The sequence below is a fragment of the Psychrobacter glacincola genome (assembly GCF_965118485.1).
In the GTDB taxonomy this organism is placed as follows: domain Bacteria; phylum Pseudomonadota; class Gammaproteobacteria; order Pseudomonadales; family Moraxellaceae; genus Psychrobacter; species Psychrobacter glacincola_D.
Genome location: NZ_CBCPJH010000006.1, coordinates 83,175 through 100,985, shown reverse-complemented (window position 1 = coordinate 100,985; position 17,811 = coordinate 83,175). Strand labels below are relative to the sequence as shown.

The 17,811-nt window shown below is 42.4% G+C and carries 17 protein-coding genes; 11 read left to right on the top strand and 6 right to left on the bottom strand.

The window, feature by feature from the left end; translation table 11 throughout:
* Nucleotides 1-77: 77 nt before the first annotated feature.
* On the top strand, nucleotides 78-278 hold the full coding sequence (gene thiS / locus ACMHKH_RS03375) for a sulfur carrier protein ThiS (protein WP_413519258.1): 201 nt from the start codon (nucleotides 78-80) through the stop codon (nucleotides 276-278).
* Between the two features lie 318 nt (nucleotides 279-596).
* On the opposite strand, the gene hpf is transcribed toward thiS, so the two are convergent.
* Nucleotides 597-965, bottom strand: coding sequence for a ribosome hibernation-promoting factor, HPF/YfiA family (gene hpf, locus ACMHKH_RS03370; protein ID WP_413519257.1), 369 nt, complete (start codon nucleotides 963-965; stop codon nucleotides 597-599).
* A 401-nt stretch (nucleotides 966-1,366) separates the two neighbouring features.
* On the bottom strand, nucleotides 1,367-3,055 hold the full coding sequence (gene rpoN, locus ACMHKH_RS03365) for an RNA polymerase factor sigma-54 (protein ID WP_413519256.1): 1,689 nt from the start codon (nucleotides 3,053-3,055) through the stop codon (nucleotides 1,367-1,369).
* A 291-nt stretch (nucleotides 3,056-3,346) separates the two neighbouring features.
* On the opposite strand from rpoN, the gene ACMHKH_RS03360 reads away from it, so the two are divergent.
* Nucleotides 3,347-4,237, top strand: a complete 891-nt coding sequence (locus ACMHKH_RS03360; protein WP_413519255.1) for a nitrilase-related carbon-nitrogen hydrolase — start codon at nucleotides 3,347-3,349, stop codon at nucleotides 4,235-4,237.
* Between the two features lie 77 nt (nucleotides 4,238-4,314).
* Here the strand turns inward: ACMHKH_RS03360 and ACMHKH_RS03355 are convergent, their stop codons facing one another.
* The 4 genes from ACMHKH_RS03355 to lptM form a co-directional block, all read right to left on the bottom strand.
* Nucleotides 4,315-5,334: a tyrosine recombinase XerC gene (locus tag ACMHKH_RS03355; protein WP_413519254.1), complete on the bottom strand. Its 1,020-nt coding sequence runs from the start codon at nucleotides 5,332-5,334 to the stop codon at nucleotides 4,315-4,317.
* 6 nt (nucleotides 5,335-5,340) lie between these two features.
* Nucleotides 5,341-6,231 (bottom strand): diaminopimelate epimerase, encoded by an 891-nt coding sequence (gene dapF / locus ACMHKH_RS03350; RefSeq protein WP_413519253.1) that lies wholly within the window; start codon nucleotides 6,229-6,231, stop codon nucleotides 5,341-5,343.
* Nucleotides 6,232-6,431: 200 nt separating this feature from the next.
* Complete coding sequence (gene lysA, locus ACMHKH_RS03345; protein ID WP_413519252.1) at nucleotides 6,432-7,763, bottom strand: diaminopimelate decarboxylase; 1,332 nt, start codon at nucleotides 7,761-7,763, stop codon at nucleotides 6,432-6,434.
* Nucleotides 7,764-7,863: 100 nt separating this feature from the next.
* Nucleotides 7,864-8,184 carry an LPS translocon maturation chaperone LptM gene (gene lptM / locus ACMHKH_RS03340; RefSeq protein WP_413519251.1) on the bottom strand — a complete coding sequence of 107 codons (321 nt, stop codon included), beginning with the start codon at nucleotides 8,182-8,184 and terminating at the stop codon, nucleotides 7,864-7,866.
* Between the two features lie 603 nt (nucleotides 8,185-8,787).
* On the opposite strand from lptM, the gene ACMHKH_RS03335 reads away from it, so the two are divergent.
* The 9 genes from ACMHKH_RS03335 to ACMHKH_RS03295 all read left to right on the top strand — a co-directional run bounded on the left by ACMHKH_RS03335 (nucleotide 8,788) and on the right by ACMHKH_RS03295 (nucleotide 17,752).
* On the top strand, nucleotides 8,788-10,020 hold the full coding sequence (locus tag ACMHKH_RS03335) for an acetate/propionate family kinase (RefSeq protein ID WP_413519250.1): 1,233 nt from the start codon (nucleotides 8,788-8,790) through the stop codon (nucleotides 10,018-10,020).
* A 92-nt stretch (nucleotides 10,021-10,112) separates the two neighbouring features.
* Nucleotides 10,113-12,266, top strand: a complete 2,154-nt coding sequence (pta, locus tag ACMHKH_RS03330) for a phosphate acetyltransferase (RefSeq protein ID WP_413519249.1) — start codon at nucleotides 10,113-10,115, stop codon at nucleotides 12,264-12,266.
* A 269-nt stretch (nucleotides 12,267-12,535) separates the two neighbouring features.
* Nucleotides 12,536-13,441 (top strand): nicotinate-nicotinamide nucleotide adenylyltransferase, encoded by a 906-nt coding sequence (locus ACMHKH_RS03325; protein WP_413519248.1) that lies wholly within the window; start codon nucleotides 12,536-12,538, stop codon nucleotides 13,439-13,441.
* A 152-nt stretch (nucleotides 13,442-13,593) separates the two neighbouring features.
* The gene (gene rsfS / locus ACMHKH_RS03320; RefSeq protein WP_413519247.1) at nucleotides 13,594-14,007 is read left to right on the top strand and encodes a ribosome silencing factor; all 414 of its coding nucleotides are present in this window, start codon (nucleotides 13,594-13,596) and stop codon (nucleotides 14,005-14,007) included.
* A 221-nt stretch (nucleotides 14,008-14,228) separates the two neighbouring features.
* Nucleotides 14,229-15,002: an MOSC domain-containing protein gene (locus ACMHKH_RS03315; RefSeq protein ID WP_413519246.1), complete on the top strand. Its 774-nt coding sequence runs from the start codon at nucleotides 14,229-14,231 to the stop codon at nucleotides 15,000-15,002.
* 6 nt (nucleotides 15,003-15,008) lie between these two features.
* Entirely contained in the window at nucleotides 15,009-15,893 is an 885-nt protein-coding gene (locus ACMHKH_RS03310; protein ID WP_413519245.1) for an N-acetylmuramoyl-L-alanine amidase, read from the top strand.
* Nucleotides 15,894-15,995: 102 nt separating this feature from the next.
* Nucleotides 15,996-16,742 (top strand): type 1 glutamine amidotransferase, encoded by a 747-nt coding sequence (locus ACMHKH_RS03305; RefSeq protein ID WP_413519244.1) that lies wholly within the window; start codon nucleotides 15,996-15,998, stop codon nucleotides 16,740-16,742.
* Between the two features lie 37 nt (nucleotides 16,743-16,779).
* Nucleotides 16,780-16,977 carry a hypothetical protein gene (locus ACMHKH_RS03300; RefSeq protein WP_413519243.1) on the top strand — a complete coding sequence of 66 codons (198 nt, stop codon included), beginning with the start codon at nucleotides 16,780-16,782 and terminating at the stop codon, nucleotides 16,975-16,977.
* Nucleotides 16,978-17,107: 130 nt separating this feature from the next.
* Nucleotides 17,108-17,752 carry a hypothetical protein gene (locus ACMHKH_RS03295; RefSeq protein WP_413519242.1) on the top strand — a complete coding sequence of 215 codons (645 nt, stop codon included), beginning with the start codon at nucleotides 17,108-17,110 and terminating at the stop codon, nucleotides 17,750-17,752.
* Nucleotides 17,753-17,811 lie beyond the last annotated feature (59 nt).

The window sequence follows — 17,811 nt, the reverse complement described above, 5'->3', positions numbered from 1 at the left end:
CATTAGATATGTCATGAGAGCCATCAACAAAACAATATGGATGACAGTAAATCTTGGTGTATTAGGGAGCACAGAATATGAGCTATATTAATGTGAATGGCAGGAAGTTACAAACCACTCATCAAACCGTACAGTTGGTTATCAATGAGCTTGGACTTAGTGAAGGTCGTTATGCAGTCGAAGTCAATGGCGAGCTAATTCCAAAAAGTGAGCTTGATAAGATCCATATTACCGAAGGGATGGCTATTGAAGTGGTTCAAGCGGTAGGTGGCGGTTAAGATATTTCAAAATCAAAAAAAATAGAGCTAAAAAAAGCCAACAGTTCTAAAAGAAATTTCTCAGAATCTGGTATTTAAAATGACCAATAAAAAAGACCTCAACGATAATCCGTCTGAGGTCTTTTTTTTACTTAGCATCTCACGTTTACTCTTCGTTAAGCCTGTCATCTATCCGAATGTATTGCTATCCACATTAGTTTTGAATAACAATACATTTAATAGATATAACCATTTAACAAATCTACTATTTTTAACTTTGTTTATCTTTTATTTATTAACTAATCATTATTAAACGGTGACAGCACATGAAGCTATCACTTAAACGGCAGGTTCTACTTCAGCAGTTGAGGCATCTTCATAGCGTCCATCACGACCTGCACCCTGTGTCTTTTTGCTCTCTAATTTGGTTTTATATTTGCGTACTTGTCTATCAAGTTTGTCTGCCATCTCATTTATGGCTTTATACATATCATCATCAAGCGCTTGAACAAACATCTCTTTACCCGAGACTCGCATGATAGCTTCAGCCTTATGGCTCTTTTTAGCCCCACTGTTATCTAGCGATAGAATAACTTGAATACTCTGAATTTGATCAAAGTGACGCTCTACTTTTTCAAGTTTTTCACGAATAGCTAAATCCATGGCATCGGTAATACTGATATGGTGACCACTGATAGAAACATTCATATTATCGTCCTCTTATTATTACTTACAATCAACAGATGAGGTAGCATTGCTGCTGTTATCATCCTGCCTTACCACAAAAAAATCTTGTGCCTTTATGCTTAACGCCTCTAATAGCAGTGCTTTTCATAAAATATCGATATATTCCTTTATCGTTTTTTTATCTTATTCTTAATAACTAGCTACCTAAATTTGCTAAATCGACACTTAGATTTTGTTGTTGGTATGACTCTAATTTGTCATGAAAACCTAATAGTAGCAAGGCTCTATATTGTAAGTAAATGTAATAAAACTGCTTGTTTCTTCAATGTCTCTATATAATCAAAAAATTTTATTTTTAATGTCTGGTATAAAATATTTTAGTAGCTGATGCTATGTCTGGATAACTTATTGAATTTAGAGTATTAATATTTTTGCTTGCGCTGTGTTGATGAGCCAATATTCATTGCTTCACGGTATTTGGCTACTGTTCTTCTGGCAATATCGATACCCTCTGCTAATAGATAATCTTTTATTTTACTGTCAGAGAGTGGCTTTTTCGGCTCTTCATCAGCGATAAGCTGCTTAATCATCGCACTAATAGCCGTTGATGAGATATCGCCATCGCTACTACTGACATGCGATGAGAAGAAATGCTTGAGCGAAAACAGCCCTTGCGGTGTCAAAATCGTCTTACTAGTAGTCAGACGTGAGACCGTTGATTCATGCAAACCAACCTCGTCTGCAATCACCTTTAAAATAAGCGGCTGCATGGCAGTAGCACCATATTGCAAAAACTCTTGCTGATAGCGCACGATACTGGTCGCTACTTTTAATAGATTCTGATTACGCTCCTCGATACTGCGAATAAATAAGCGCGCATCAGTAAGGTTTTCACGCAAATATTTATTATCAGGACTATCATCACCGCGCTTAACTAGGTTAGCGTATTCTTGATTGATCCGCAGTTTTGGCAGGGTTTCAGGATTAAGACGCACCTGCCAGCCAGCATCTTCTGCCACTGAATCTGTATTTTTATCTAGCGCTCGTTGACGAATAGCTGTGACCAATACATCGGGAATATCGTAACTCTCTGGTGGCTGCGTATAATCAGGTTGGCGACTTTGAAACAGCAAGCCGGGAGATGGGTTTAACGTACGCAGCAATGTAAGCGCGGGCGTGATATCCGATGCGCTAAGTCCAGTACGTTCAGTTAAGGCTTTTATATTATTACTGACCAGATGCTCACTGGCCGACAATAGCGCTTGCGCTTGTTTTAAATGCGGCGTATTCGTCTCGAGCTTCGATAGCTGGATGCTCAAGCACTCGCTTAGATGACGAGCCCCAACACCAAGTGGATCGCAAGATTGAATCATACGTAGGACTGCCATCACCTCATCATGTTCGACACGCTCGTCCCATTGATAAAAGCTTGCCATGGTATCAAAGCTTTGGAGTAACTCATCAATATCAATGCGTATAAAGCCCATCTCATCCATAGAGTCCATCAAATACTCAGCGATAAGAGTGTCCGTTTCCGAGAGGCGTTTAAAGTTTAGCTGCCAACGTACATGGTCTTGAATCTTAGCATTGGTACTGCCTTGATAACTGTCAATATCATCGAAATCTTGCCGCGCTGCTGTATTTTCTGTACCGGTACTGGCGGTATTAAAACCATCGTAATCGATAATATCATTAAAGGCGTCTAACGTATCACTGTCGATAGCATCTGTATCAAAGCTGTCCTGCTCCAGTTTATCTAAGCTATCGATAATAACGCTATCGCCCATACTGTCATCATACTCAAACCCATCTTCTTTATTTGATGAAGATGCAGTAACGGTGTCAAAAGCCGTCTGTTGGTTCCAATTATCTAGTGTTAATGGCTCGCCAAAATTATCTAATACCTCTTTATCGGTAGTTTCATGGTCGTGGTCATCTTCGTCTTCGCTATCCTCAATACGCTCGAGCAAGGGATTACTATCCAATTTTGCTTGAACCTCCTGCGCAAGCTCAAGACTAGAGAGCTGCAGCAATTTGATGGCTTGCTGCATTTGTGGGGTAAGTTTTTGTGAGATGCTTAGCGTGGTCGACAATCCGAACGACATACTCATGGGTGACTTATTACACTCCGCTCGTGGTTAGATTTTATCTATTATGCTGATTAAAGCCTATCGTTATCGAACTTACACCCATTAAAAATGGTGCTTCAACTTGTCAGGTCATGAAGATAGCATTTTTTGCTACAATGTTGCTACGATAATTTATACCCCGTCGAGATAAGGTGTTTTAGGACCTTGAGAAGCTTATGAAGATATCGATATGGTGTGTAGAATAAAAAAAGAAATAATAGCAAAGCACTATAGAGCAAAACCATATAAAACCTAAAAATCGAGAAGAATACTATGAATGATATGAGAAATGGCGGACAACTAACCCTTGCTGCCGTTCAAATGAATAGCCAGCAAAATATCGACGATAATTTAGCCGATATAAAAGCGGCTATTATCGATGCTCGTGCCCAAGGTGCTCAATTAGTTGTGCTACCAGAGAACTGCTGTAGCATGGGAAGACAATTCGCTACCGCAGAGCGCTTTGATGCGCTATCAGCGACGATAGCCGACTATGCGCGTACTTATGGTATATACGTACTTGCAGGCTCATTACCCTGCCCTTATCGTCTTGATGGCGTTATCGTACCCGATGGAAGACTGCGCCAAGTGAGCCTACTGTTTGCGCCCGATGGTACGCAAGTGGCACGCTACGATAAGATTCACCTGTTCACTGCAACTGTCGCCGATAAGCAAGGAAGTTACAATGAAGCGGCGAGCTTTGAGCCTGGCACACAGACAGTGGTGACTACACTCGAAGCAAATAATGATGTTTATCAGCTTGGTATGATGGTCTGTTTTGATTTGCGCTTCCCAGCATTGGCACAGCGATTACGACAAGCAGGCGCGGAACTATTAAGTGCGCCTGCTGCTTTTACCTATCTTACCGGACAAGCGCACTGGTGGCTGTTACTACAGGCACGCGCTTTAGACAGCCAATGTATGGTCATTGGCGCAGCACAAGGCGGTGAACATCTTTATAAAGACGGTCATACACGGCAAACGTGGGGGCATGCGACTATCACTGCTTATGATGGCACTATTATTAACAGCTACAATGATAGTGAATTAAACAACTCTAAAGATAATAAAAACTATACTTTAGTGTTAGCAAATTTAGATAAACAGGCACAAATCCAAGGACGGCAAAAAATGCCAATTTTTGACTGCCATCGTTTGGCATAAGGTGATTTTTTGGAGAGTTGATTTTAAAAAATGGATTTTTATTTAAATACTTAATTTAGTAAATGAAATTTTTTAAATTAAGTATTTGGTTCGCTATCTTTGGGTGTATGATTCGCACGAGGGTGTGCACGGTCATATACTTGGGTTAATTTAGCAAAATCAACGTGAGTATAAATTTGCGTGGTACTTATATCGCTATGCCCAAGCATCTCTTGCACGGCACGTAGGTCACCACTACCAGATAACATGTGTGAAGCAAAACAATGGCGTAATAAATGCGGATACATATTTTGCGCGATACCTGCACGCGTGGCCGCAACTTTAAGACGTTGCTGCACTGCTCGCGTTGACAAGCGTGTACCGAGCTTCTCGCTAATAAATAACGCGCTATCCATCTGCTCTACCCACAGACTGCGATGTGGTAGATAACGACTAATAGCTTCTGCTGCTTTTGCGCCTAATGGTACCAAGCGCGTTTTATTACCTTTACCGGTTACGCGTACGCGTAAATCAGACAGGTCAACATCTGCCATATCTAGCGCCACCAACTCGCCTACGCGTAGACCGCTGCTATAAAGCAATTCAAACATAGCCTTATCGCGTAACCACAAACGCGCTTGTTCAGGCGTATCAGGAATCTCTTGATCAAGTAGCTGTGTGAGTAAATCTACATCAGCGATAGACGGTAACGGTCTAGGGCTACGCTTAAGCTGATAGCCCGTCGTTGGATTGATACGTGCCAAGCCTTCTTCAATGAGCCAACCATAAAAATGGCGGATGGCGGACAATTCTTGCTGGACGCTAGCAAGCGCAAGTTTGTCCTCATCAAGGCGCTGGCTAATATGCTGGGCTAATTGGCGTTTATCACAACGTGTCCACATCAGTCGCTTACCACGTAAGAATAGCGCCAATTGATTTAAGCCCGCAAAATAAGCCGTTAATGTGTGCGGTGAATGATTACGCACGGACAAGACATTTAGCCAACGATGCACAGGCGTTAGTAATTCTCGTAGCGCGCTATCAGCTTCGTGAGTTTTTGCCAATTCTGCTGATAGCCACGCTTTTGACTCAGAGTCTGATATAGGCGCTGTCGTCATTATCTATTAGCCTTCTGTATTAGGCTGCTTAATGCCCGCCTGCGCCATTAAGCCATCTGGGCTAAAGACACCTTCATAGACGAAAGCCGTTGGACCAGTCATCATTACTGAATAGCCTGGCTGCCATTTGATAATCATGCTGCCGCCATAAAGCTGCGCGCGCACATCTTCACCTTCATCAAGCCAGCCTTCACGGATACCGACCGCTACTGCCGCACAAGCGCCGGTACCACAAGCTTGGGTTTCACCGACACCGCGCTCATAGACACGCAGACGAATATGACGCTGATTCATCACTTGCATAAAGCCGACATTGACGCGATCTGGAAATGCCGGATGTGATTCGATGGCTTTACCCAAGGTTTCAACATCGGCATCAAGCACATTATCAACTTTGATAATGGCATGCGGATTGCCCATATTGGCGACATACAGCTGTACCGGCGTGCCATTAACGTCGAGATGGTATGCATTTTGAATTTTGGTCGTGGCTCTTGGGGTAAAAGGAATCTCGCTTGGCTCAAACTTAGGCTTACCCATATCAACTTCGACCCAGCCATAACGGTCAGTCGTCAATGAAATAATACCGCTTGCGGTCTCAACACGTAGACGCTGTTTAAATGACAACTTACGCGCTTGCACAAAACGCGCAAAACAGCGTGCACCATTACCGCACTGCTCAACTTCTGCACCGTCAGCGTTAAAAATGCGGTAACTAAAATCAACATCAGGGCGCATTGGTGGCTCGACGACGAGCAGTTGATCAAACCCTATGCCTAAATGACGGTCACCTAACAGTTGCACCAAATCCTTGGTCAAATCCAAACGTTGAGTCACCAAATCGATGACCATAAAATCATTGCCCAGCCCATGCATCTTAGTAAATTCTATTAGCATACCCTTGATATCCTATCCTATTTTTATGTATGGCTTATAGTAGCATGCTGTCCGTTACAATCATAACTATCGGCGCTATCAGAGACTAAGTTAACTTTATATATTTAAGCGACTGTCTTGCATTAAAGCTTGCCATAAAAAAACCCACTATCATCACGATAATGGGTTGTCTTTTTGAGGTGCTTTATATCACTTAATAGTTAACTCTGCCACAAGACTTCATTTGCATATAGCGCTTCAATACTTTCACGTTTGCGAATCAGCTGATGACGATCACCTGCTACCATCACCTCGCTGGCACGCGGACGTGAATTATAGTTACTACTCATAGCAAAACCATAGGCACCCGCACCGGTAATCGCTAAAATATCGCCTGTAGTAAGCGCTAATAAACGGTCTTTTGCTAAGAAGTCGCCTGTTTCACAAATGGCACCAACGATATCCCACGGCTGCGTACCATCAGTATCCAAACCATTTTTAGGTAATGCTGCAGGAATGACCGCCATTTCAGCTTGATATAAAGCAGGACGTATCAAATCATTCATTGCCGCATCAACAATGGCAAAGTTCTTGTGTTCGGTTGGTTTTAACACATCAACCTTAGTTAATAGCACGCCAGCATTTGCCACAATGCTGCGACCCGGTTCAAAGAATACCGTCAAGCCAAGCTCCGTTAGCTTTGGTAATAACGCTTGGGAAAATTCATCAATAGATACTGGCGTCTCGTCAATATAGCGCACGCCAAGACCACCACCCAAATCGATATGACGCAGCTCGATACCTTTATCACGCAGTTTATGTATCAGCTCAATAACTTTATCTAATGCGGCAACAAATGGCGCAACCTCGGTTAATTGTGAGCCAATGTGACAGTCGATACCGACGATATCGATATGAGACAGCTCAGTCGCTTGTTGGTAAACAGCGATAGCCTCTTCATGGGCGATACCGAACTTATTGTCTTTTAACCCTGTTGAGATATACGGGTGAGTCTTGGCATCGACATTGGGATTCACCCGTAATGAGATCGGTGCTGACTTATCTAGTGCCTGTGCGACATCATTGATTAAAGTCAGCTCACTAATCGACTCGACGTTAAAGCAGCCAATGCCTTGGTTAAGCGCATATTCAATGTCGCTATACGTCTTACCGACGCCTGAAAATACCACGCACGATGCCTCGCCACCGGCGGCTAATACGCGCATTAGCTCGCCGCGTGAAACGATATCAAACCCTGCGCCTGCTTGCGCTAATACGCCAAGTACCGCAAGGTTAGAGTTTGCCTTAACGGCATAACAAATTTGATGATTTAAGCTGGCAAAGCTATCGGTATAAGCTTGATAGACATCTAAAATGGCCTGTTTTGAATAAACGTAGCATGGCGTACCGTAGTGTTTAGCAACCTCACTCATGCTGACTTGCTCCATATGTAGCGCACTGTCGTGATAATCTAGCGCGGGTAAATGGGCAGTTAAGGCTTCAGGATTGATGTACAGTCCTTGCTTAGTGTGGGTGGTGACTGACTGACTCATATAAGCATCTCTAATATAATCAAATGTTCAAGGTAAATAGTATGTCGGATACGCTAAAAAACACTTTAGCGTTTACAGATTAATAAGCGATAAACAACTACTAATAATCGTTAGGATCACTGCTAGGTTCAGGCAGCTGAAAATCCTCTTTGTTCTGCTCGTTATTTTGATAATCGCCATCAATTTTAGCAAAAGCAGCATCTTGCGGATCACTTCCACTATCCAATATAGCGGTACTATCTCGTACTGCCTTACCAGAATCCACAAGATATAAGTCGCCTTTTTGTCCGCAACCTACCAATAATGCCGCAGACGCTATAGCGATAGACGTACCAAGCATTACGTTATAAATGCCATGGCGCGTGGCTCTCTCAGATACCTGAGAATACTCGGTTTTTGAAGTACATCGTGTCGTAAACATAGAGTAGATAACCTTTAATCTTGCAGTGTTTTGAATATGCTAGAAATTACTATTGTTGCATCACAAACAAGACGGCAATAGGGAAAATAGGATAATTTTTTAATCATAGCATTATTCGATAAAGCTGTGCGCTTCCATAATATAATTGCTGAGTAAATTTGCTGAATTATAGTTATAGTCCATACAACTTAATCATTAGAGCAAGTGGTTTCGCTAAAGATCGACAAACTTACTTACAATTTTTATAAATTGTCTTTTTATCTCGTGATAGCTGTCAAACGCTGACTCTACTCGGTGTACACTTGTATAAAACGCTCATTACATAGCAGATTAAAACCTTATGGTTATTGTGGTATAAGCTTCAAAATATGATACATTATAGTCAATCCTTGCAGCTATAACGCAGCGCTACTAGGCGCTTGCTCTATATTTAAAACACTTTATAAAAGTGATGGCTCAAGTATGACGAAAATCAGTATGATGAGGTTTATGCATCTTAATCGTTTAGTCTACATCAGCATTTATCTTGCTGGTTTTCGTTTATTCAATAGGTACTCGTCGATGATGATGTACCTTTTATAAAAAATAATCTAAGGATAGAGTATGAGTGCCAGCCTAACCACGACTTTTGATGATAAAAACTCTGAAACATCAGCCCTAACCAATCCAACTTTAGTACTCAATTGCGGCTCCTCTTCAATCAAGTATGCCTTAATTAGTGAGGATGAAAGCACTCGTATCACTGGTCTTGCTGAAAATTTAGGGCTCGATACAGCTCGCATCAAGCACACGACATTAAGTGGTGAAAAGTTAGAAATCGCCATTGCTGGTGGTCGTCATGAGCTTGCCTTACAAAAAATTCTTGAGCTATTAGAGCAGTATCACTTTATCGCTGTTGGTCATCGCGTGGTACATGGTGGTCGTGAATATTCAGAAGCCGTGCAAGTGGACGACCATGTTTTACAAGAAGTAAAACGTCTAAAAGTATTGGCACCTTTGCACAATCCTGCTAATGCTTTGGGTATCGAAGCGGTGCAAGCCATTTATCCTGATATTCCGCAAGTCGTGGTATTTGACACCGCTTTCCATCAAACCATGCCACCTGTCGCTTTCCGCTATCCGCTACCAAAAGCACTTTATTCAGAACATAAAATCCGTCGTTATGGCTTTCATGGTACCTCACATGCTTATGTTTCAGAACGCGCCAACGAAATTACCAGTGCCAAAAAACCACATGGTTGGTTAACGGCACATTTGGGTAACGGCTGTTCAGCAACTGCTGTTTATGAAGGTAAAAGCCTTGATACCAGTATGGGTCTTACCCCACTTGAAGGGCTCATGATGGGTACACGCAGCGGTGATGTCGACCCAAGCTTACACATTCATCTCAAGCGCCAACTTGGTATGAGCTTAGAAGAAATTGATAAAATGCTCAATAATGAGAGTGGTCTATTAGGTATCTCTGGCTTATCAAACGACTTACGTACCATTGAGCAAGCAGCAAACGAAGGTCATGAAGATGCAAAGCTTGCTATCGAAATGTTCTGCTATCGCGTCGCTAAATACCTTGCTAGCCTGAGCTGCGCCCTACCTAATTTTACCGGTATTGTCTTCACCGGTGGTATTGGCGAAAACTCTGTCACCACACGTACACGTATCCTAGAGATGATGCCGCATTTTGGTATCAAAATAGATGCTGACAAAAATGCTGGCTTATATGCTGGTAAAGAAGGCAGTTTCCACGCTGACGATAGCAGCATTGAGCTATGGGTGATACCAACTGACGAAGAGTGCCGTATCGCCCAAGAAACTCGTGCCGCCTTAGGTCTACAATAAGACTCATACCAGCATATAAGAAGCGCCAATGGCTTGTTATATGTACAAGGATGACCTTTTCTTAAAAAGAATAATAAACAGTAGGATATATTATGCAAACTATTTTACTTGTGCCAATCAGTCGCGGTATCGGTGTAACGTCAGCGGCTTTAGGCTTGATTCGTGCTTTTGATTATAACGGTATCAAAGCAGGCTTTATGAAGCCGTTTTTACAAGACGACACGCTAGATAAGCAAAACAGTTTAGACAGCTCAAGCGCGTTAGCCATGCATGCTTTTGGTCTTAATCCACCCCCATCTATCAGCCGTCAACGGGTCGAGCGTATGATTGGCGATGATAACCTTGATGACTTGATGGAAGAAGTGGTCGTCAACTATCATACCCTCGGCGATGACTACGATGTGGTGTTCTGCGAAGGCTTGGTGCCGACTACCGAAACCTCTTATGCTTCTCAAATCAACCGTGCCATTGCTCACGCTTTAGATGCCAAAATTATCTTTGTCAGTACTGCTGATACCAGTAAGCCCGCCTATTTAGCCGATAAGCTCGATGTTCATGCTCGTGAATTTGGCGGTATGGCAAGCGACCGTACGTTGGGCTGTATCTTAATGCGTATGCATGATTTGCCAAATACCACTGCCTTTGATAATAAGATTGTCGCTCCCGGTGAAGCTGTCATCAGTTTGGATACTGGCTTTATGCAAGAAGTTCAACGTCTGTCACCATCCTTCAATACCGAGCAGTTCCGTTTGATTGGTGTGGTGCCATTCAGTGACTCACTCTCCGTTCCTCGTACATGGGACATCGCCGCTGAACTTGATGCGACATGGCTCAATGTGGGTGAAGCAAAATCACGTCGTATCAATCGGATCAGTTTAACTGCCCGCTCGGTTGCACGCGTTGATGAAGTGTTTAAACGTGGCACGCTTATCGTTGTACCGGGTGACCGCGATGATTTATTATTAGCTGCTGGACTCGCCTGCATTAATGGTATTCCACTGGCTGGACTGGTCTTAACAGGCGGCGTGGTACCAAGCCCAACGGTGGCTGAGCTTTGGCAATCAGCATTAAAAACTGGTATCCCAGTCATGAGTGTCGAAGATGACAGCTACGAGACAGTACAAAGCCTTGTACATATGAGCTCTGAGATTCCAAGCGATGATACTGAACGCGCGGAAGAAGTGGCTCGTTATGTTGCAGCGCACTTAGATCTTGGCTGGATTAAAGAATATTTTAGTCAAAAGTATGAGACGCGTTTATCACCATCGGCATTTCGTCATCAAGTGGTCAAAAAAGCACAAAATGCCAAAAAACGTATCGTACTACCAGAAGGTTCTGAACCACGTACTGTCGAAGCTGCATGTATCTGTCAAAGTCGTGGTATCGCCAACTGCATATTGCTTGCAAAACGTGCTGATGTCGAACAAGTCGCTAAAAACCGCGACTTAGTGTTGCCAGAAGGTCTTGAAATTATAGATCCTGATAGCCTAGATATGAGCAAGTATATCGCCGCCGTAGTCGAGCGCCGCAAAGGTAAAACTAACGCTGAAGTGGCAGCCGAATACCTAAAAGATACCGTCTATTTAGGTACAACGATGCTTGAGATGAACGAAGTCGATGGCTTAGTTTCGGGTGCCATTCATACCACTGCCAACACTGTACGCCCAGCGTTCCAGTTGATTAAAACCGCACCGCAGTACTCGCTCGTATCATCAATCTTCTTTATGCTATTACCAGAGCAAGTGGTCGTCTATGGTGACTGTGCTATCAATCCAGACCCAACAGCTGAAGATCTTGCTGAGATTGCCATTCAATCGGCGCAGTCTGCTGCCGCTTTTGGTATCAACCCAAAAGTCGCCATGATTAGCTACTCAACGGGTGCATCAGGTACAGGCGCTGACGTCGAAAAAGTCATTCGTGCTACCGAAATCGTCCGCCAGCGTGCACCGCATCTCGCCGTTGATGGTCCACTGCAGTATGACGCTGCTTCTGTCATGAGCGTCGGCAAACAAAAAGCGCCTGACTCACCGGTAGCTGGACAAGCAAACGTCTTTATCTTCCCCGACCTCAATACCGGTAATACCACTTATAAAGCGGTGCAACGTAGCGCCAATGTGGTCAGTGTCGGTCCGATGTTGCAAGGCTTGAATAAGCCAGTTAATGATTTGTCACGTGGCGCGTTAGTCGATGATATTATCTATACCATCGCTCTCACTGCTATTCAAGCGCAAAGCGACGCGATTTAATCGCTTTAGATCTAATGGGTTTAATAGTTATTAAAGAAAGCTGTTTAAATGACCGACTATCAAAATGATGGTCGGTTTTTTATTGGCTGTTTTTTTATAATAACTTTTTTATAACTGTATTTACTTAAGTACTTTTTATAGCTCATTACTTTTATAACTTAAGCAATTTTAATCACATACAACTATTTGCCGCCTGCAATAATGTTATAGTTTAGGTAAAGTACATCCACTATAACATTATGCTTAGCCGCTTTTTTGCTCACTCATTTATGCTAAATACCGTTAATAATAGCCATAACGCCCATAAAACTCAGTCCACGCCAGCCATTCGTGCCTATTTAGGAGGCTCATTTGATCCTGTGCATCAGGGTCATTTACAAATGGCGATGACCGTTTATCGAAGTTTGCTACCAATAGCACAGCTGCAACAACGTGAGCTGCATGTCTCTTTATTGCCCAATGCGCGCTCACCTTTTAAAGACAAAAGCACCAAACCTGAGCATCGATTGGCAATGCTAAAACTGGCAACACAAAACACACCATTACAAATTAATGAGCTTGAGCTGTGGCAGATGCCGCCCGTTTATACTATCGATAGTGTGCAAACCTTACGCGCGCGCCATCCAAATGACCAGCTGATATTTATCATGGGCATGGACAGTGCGCGTAGTTTAGATAAATGGAAAGAGGGTTTACGACTCACAGATTACGTCAATCTATGGATTTTTGACCGTGACGATAACTTGAGTATTGATGAAAACCTTGTTGATAAAGAGATGATGACACAGGATAGATCTGTTTTGCACGCTCACTTGCAATCTCAATTACCCAAGTTACTGCAAAACTTAACTGTCCACTCTGCAAGCGAGTTATTAACGCCCTACCCTCAAGATTTAACAGAGAGTTATGGCTTAGAAAATGTTACTCAAGGTCACATTTATATAGACCCACGTCCTTTGATAGCGGTATCGAGCACACAAATACGTCAGCAGCTACAGCAAACGCCAAATTCATTAAATATAAAGCACGCTGCTGAAACGCAAATTGCATCTTTACAACCAATAAATGATATCATAGGCGATACTGCACCCAATTCATTCGCTAAATGGCTAAATCCTGCTGTTTATCAATATATTATTGCCCATCAGCTATATTCTGCTGCTCAATTCCGTTAAAATCATCTTATCATTGTCATTTTGCCCACTTTGTCCATTTCTCTCAAAAAACGTCTGCCTACCTACCTATATGTTAAGGGGCTCGTTAGAGAATGCATTGTGACGATTTACCATTTTATTTTTAATATTTACGATTCAAGAGATTACATTTTATGACCAACACTATGACTGAAGAACGCTTACAAGAATGCCTAACGGTAGTCGAAAGCGCGCTAGACGATATGAAAGCAAAAAACATCACCGTAATGGATGTCGCAACATTGACAGACGTGATGGAGCGCATCGTCATCGCTGACGGTACCTCTAAGCGCCATGTACGCGCGATGGCTGACAGTGTCGGCGCTGAAGCAAAGCAAGCAGGCTTTATGCCACTTGGCCGTGAAGGCGGTATCGACTCTGACTGGACGTTGATTGATTTAGGCGCTGTGGTCGTGCATATGATGACACCACAAGCCCGTGAGTTCTATGACTTAGAAGGTCTATGGTCATCACCTGATCAATTGGCTGAGCTGGTCGCTGTTCCGCGTGAAAAGAAAACCGCTGGTCGCCGCAACAAAAACAAATAAGACTGTTTGTTGCCATGATTGTTCAATACTAAAAACAGTAAAAATAAAAAGACCAGATGCAAATTCTGGTCTTTTTTTATTTAAGTTTTAAGGTGTCGATAAACTTTAAAATTCCGAAACCGTATAATCAGATGCATGATTAGGCTAAGATAATACGCATCATCAATACCAACAACGATATAGACAATCACCTAATAAATTCCTATAAATGAGGAAAACCAATGTGCATAGAACCGACAGAATCCTCTATCCCAGAAAATAAAACTGACTTTAACCAAGCACTGCCGCTGCATATCGCTAATCTAATATGCGTCCGTGCTGGCAAAGCTATGCCGTTCGCCCGTGAAGAGATGAGCGCCATTGATAAAGCACCAATCAAAGCACCTGTTGCAGTCAATTTCATGGGTCTAACGACTGATGAGCAAGCCGATAGACGTCATCATGGCGGTCCACTAAAAGCAGTTCATCAATTGCCAATCGTAACCTATAAAAAGATTAACGCTGAGTTTGGTTTAAAAGTACGCGTTGGCACATTAGGTGAAAACCTCACCACTGAAGCCGTAAACGGTTTGCCAGAGATGGACGAGTCTAACGTTTGTATTGGCGACGTTTTTAAATATGGTCAAGACAAAATAAATGGCACTGATAATGATAGCGATAGCGTGCAATTACGTATCGTCCAACCACGCCGCCCTTGCTATAAAATCAATGACCAAATCGGACAATTTAGCAAAGTGCCCAATATCGCTTCTTGGGTAACCAAACAAGGTATCGCTGATTGGTATTTTGAGGTTGTGCGTGATGGCATGATTGGCGCTGATTTACCCGTATATCTCATCGAACGTCCCCATCCTTTTGCGACACTTGAAAAGTTATGGCAGTTGTCGAACTCAAAAGAAAAATTTGATACAAAGGTGATTGAGCCATGGCTGGCGATTGAGTGTTTGGAAGAGAGCTGGAAAACGGTTTTGGCGAAGAAGATTGAGAAGGGTTAGCATTTCATGGTAAAAAATATCTTTTTAGCATTAGTATGTGGTTTAACGCTGCCTTTAATTGGTTGCGTGACGACTAATAGCACTCAAATAGTCACCCCTAAAAAATACATCGTAGACAGAGAAACCTATCAAGCCACTGGCAAGAGCGAGCGGATTAAATCCATCGTCCTGCACTACACCGTCTCAGATAATGCCAGATCTATCAACACATTGACCAATGGTCAAGTCAGCGCCCACTATCTGATTTTAGACCATGACGATAATAAGATTTATAACCTAGTGCCCGAAAGCCAACGCGCTTGGCATGCTGGTAATGGCGGCTTTGCAGGTAGAACAATACTCAACGATACCTCTATCGGCATCGAGATTGTTAATAGTGGCATTAAGCATGAATATCGTGATGCGCTAAAAAATGGCGAACTCGATTATCATCCTTACGAGCACTATGTCGAATTTGATGAATTGCAGATTAAAAAGGTCGGGCAACTGGTACAAGACTTAGCAAAGAGATATGACATCTCACCAAAGAATATTATCGGTCACGCAGATATGGCACCCTCACGCAAAATTGACCCTGGTGCAAAGTTCCCGTGGCAACAACTGTATTTCGATTACGGCATTGGCGCTTGGTATGATGAGTTTGATAAGCAATTCTCTATGCATCAAGATACTTTTGCGGCGGCAACGATAGCCGATATCAAGCAAGCGTTTCGCGATTATGGTTATCAAATTAATGACAGCGATGAGTGGGATAAAGCCAGTCGCAATGTTGTTTATGCCTTTCAATTGCATTTCAGACCGCAGCAGCCAACGGGCGTAATGGATTTGGAGACGTATGCGATTTTACAGGCGCTGAATAAGAAGTATGCGGATCGTGATGATTTTTATTGAGTTCACGGCTTAGGTGCTTGTTCTGGGTTTATACGTGATGACCACGCACTGCTTTTAATAGACACTGTTTCCAATATAAAGCTCTTTAATCGAAGGTATAAAATGACGCTACGCATCCACGCCCTATTCCATACAGATTATGAAGACCTGAGTTTCATCAAACAATGGGTAAATAGCCAGCATCATATGATGAGTATCAGTCGCTCTGACGATGACTGTCCCTTGCCAGAGCAAGACAGCTTTGATTGGCTCATCGTGATGGGTGGACCAATGAGCATCCATGATGAGGAAGAATATCCTTGGTTGATCAATGAAAAACGTTTGATTAAACAAAGTATCGATAATGGAAAAACAGTTATTGGCGTTTGTTTAGGGGCACAGCTTATCGCCCATTGTTTGGGTGCTACCGTGCAGCCAGCTAACGTAAAAGAGATCGGTTGGTTGCCCATTCGATTGACGCCCGCAGGTCAGATGCACCCTTTATTACAAGATTTACCTAAGCAAGCTTTTACGGTATTTCATTGGCACGGTGATGGTTTTGACTGTCCACAAGGCGCAACTGCCATTGCCACTTCGCAAGCATGGGTTAATCAAGGATTTATCTATCAAACACCGCTGCATAAAGCGCTTGGCACTTGGGTAATGGGTTGGCAGTGTCATTTTGAAGTGACCAAAGACAGTCTCGTCAAGATGGTGACGAATGGAGCTGATTACATAAAGGATGGGCTTAGCAACTACCCTGAAACGGTACAATCAGCTGATGAGATAATCGCGCGTGGTGATCAATATATTGAAGAGAATAACGCAAGATTAGCCGCTATGCTAAATCGACTAGCGACTAGCGACTAGCGACTAGCGGATAATTAAACAGTAAGGAGAATAAATCATGAGTCACTCACAATATAACGAACAAGATGAGCTGCAAAAATATCTAGAAGAAAAAGCAAAGCAAGCGCAAGAAAAAGAACAAGCAGCTGAGCCTCTCTCTGCGTATGAGACTTGTGTGCTAAAAGAAAGTGCGAAGATTCATGAGTTGATCGCTGAGGCGAAGAAAGGAGGTAAAAAGTATTTAGAGGATGAATAGTTAAGTGAGCATATGTTTTAGACGAAGATTCAATTTTAAGCTTTTTATTAAACAGCTACATGCGCAATAACTTAGCAGCGCTTAATATGCAGCCTTATTCGTAAGGGTGCTTCACATTGGAGGTGATAACTTGAAAAATATGCTGATTGCTATATTGTCACTTGTCCTCTTAACAGGTTGTGAAGCAGTTGATTTTTTGAAGTTACTAACTGATATCGCTTCTGAAGAATTTGAGAATAACCGAAACGCGAATAAACAATGCCCAGACCCTCAGTTTTGGTTTACTACAGGATATAAGATAGGAGCAATAGGTGATTATGCGGATACCGCAATTGATCAACGATCTAGTTGTGAATATTATCAGGTCAAAATAGTCGATAATTTCGAACAACAAGGGGAAGCGGGTTATAAAAAAGCTATGTTAGAAAAAGTTTGTTTCTCTAATAAGCTGTATCAGTTTGGGGTTGAAGATGTCTCGTCATATACTGATAATGAAGTAAGCTCTCCTGATAGATACCACCTACTAATTAACGTTGAGAAATACTGCCTGCCCGAGCAAAGAAAAGATTTATTAATATCTTTTTATCAAGGAAAAGTGGATAAAACTAAAAAAAATATTGAGTACGATATAAAAGAAATCGCAAACTTGAAAACATCGTTACCTCAACAAGAAGAAAATCATGCTGCTATTCAGCGTATTGAAGAATATATCGTTTATTGTAGAAGTGAGATTCAGAATTGGGAACAAATGATAGAGGAACTTTCCAAACCATAGGTGGTTATTAAACAAAAAAGGTGAGCCAAAGCTCACCTTTTTTTATATCTAAAACAATG

What these genes read in the sequence shown, in the direction of transcription:
- thiS (WP_413519258.1), top strand. Translation starts at nt 78, where the DNA reads ATGAGCTATATTAATGTGAATGGCAGGAAGTTACAAACCACTCATCAA.
- hpf (WP_413519257.1), bottom strand. Translation starts at nt 965, where the DNA reads ATGAATGTTTCTATCAGTGGTCACCATATCAGTATTACCGATGCCATG.
- rpoN (WP_413519256.1), bottom strand. Translation starts at nt 3,055, where the DNA reads ATGAGTATGTCGTTCGGATTGTCGACCACGCTAAGCATCTCACAAAAA.
- ACMHKH_RS03360 (WP_413519255.1), top strand. Translation starts at nt 3,347, where the DNA reads ATGAATGATATGAGAAATGGCGGACAACTAACCCTTGCTGCCGTTCAA.
- ACMHKH_RS03355 (WP_413519254.1), bottom strand. Translation starts at nt 5,334, where the DNA reads ATGACGACAGCGCCTATATCAGACTCTGAGTCAAAAGCGTGGCTATCA.
- dapF (WP_413519253.1), bottom strand. Translation starts at nt 6,231, where the DNA reads ATGCTAATAGAATTTACTAAGATGCATGGGCTGGGCAATGATTTTATG.
- lysA (WP_413519252.1), bottom strand. Translation starts at nt 7,763, where the DNA reads ATGAGTCAGTCAGTCACCACCCACACTAAGCAAGGACTGTACATCAAT.
- lptM (WP_413519251.1), bottom strand. Translation starts at nt 8,184, where the DNA reads ATGTTTACGACACGATGTACTTCAAAAACCGAGTATTCTCAGGTATCT.
- ACMHKH_RS03335 (WP_413519250.1), top strand. Translation starts at nt 8,788, where the DNA reads ATGAGTGCCAGCCTAACCACGACTTTTGATGATAAAAACTCTGAAACA.
- pta (WP_413519249.1), top strand. Translation starts at nt 10,113, where the DNA reads ATGCAAACTATTTTACTTGTGCCAATCAGTCGCGGTATCGGTGTAACG.
- ACMHKH_RS03325 (WP_413519248.1), top strand. Translation starts at nt 12,536, where the DNA reads ATGCTAAATACCGTTAATAATAGCCATAACGCCCATAAAACTCAGTCC.
- rsfS (WP_413519247.1), top strand. Translation starts at nt 13,594, where the DNA reads ATGACCAACACTATGACTGAAGAACGCTTACAAGAATGCCTAACGGTA.
- ACMHKH_RS03315 (WP_413519246.1), top strand. Translation starts at nt 14,229, where the DNA reads ATGTGCATAGAACCGACAGAATCCTCTATCCCAGAAAATAAAACTGAC.
- ACMHKH_RS03310 (WP_413519245.1), top strand. Translation starts at nt 15,009, where the DNA reads ATGGTAAAAAATATCTTTTTAGCATTAGTATGTGGTTTAACGCTGCCT.
- ACMHKH_RS03305 (WP_413519244.1), top strand. Translation starts at nt 15,996, where the DNA reads ATGACGCTACGCATCCACGCCCTATTCCATACAGATTATGAAGACCTG.
- ACMHKH_RS03300 (WP_413519243.1), top strand. Translation starts at nt 16,780, where the DNA reads ATGAGTCACTCACAATATAACGAACAAGATGAGCTGCAAAAATATCTA.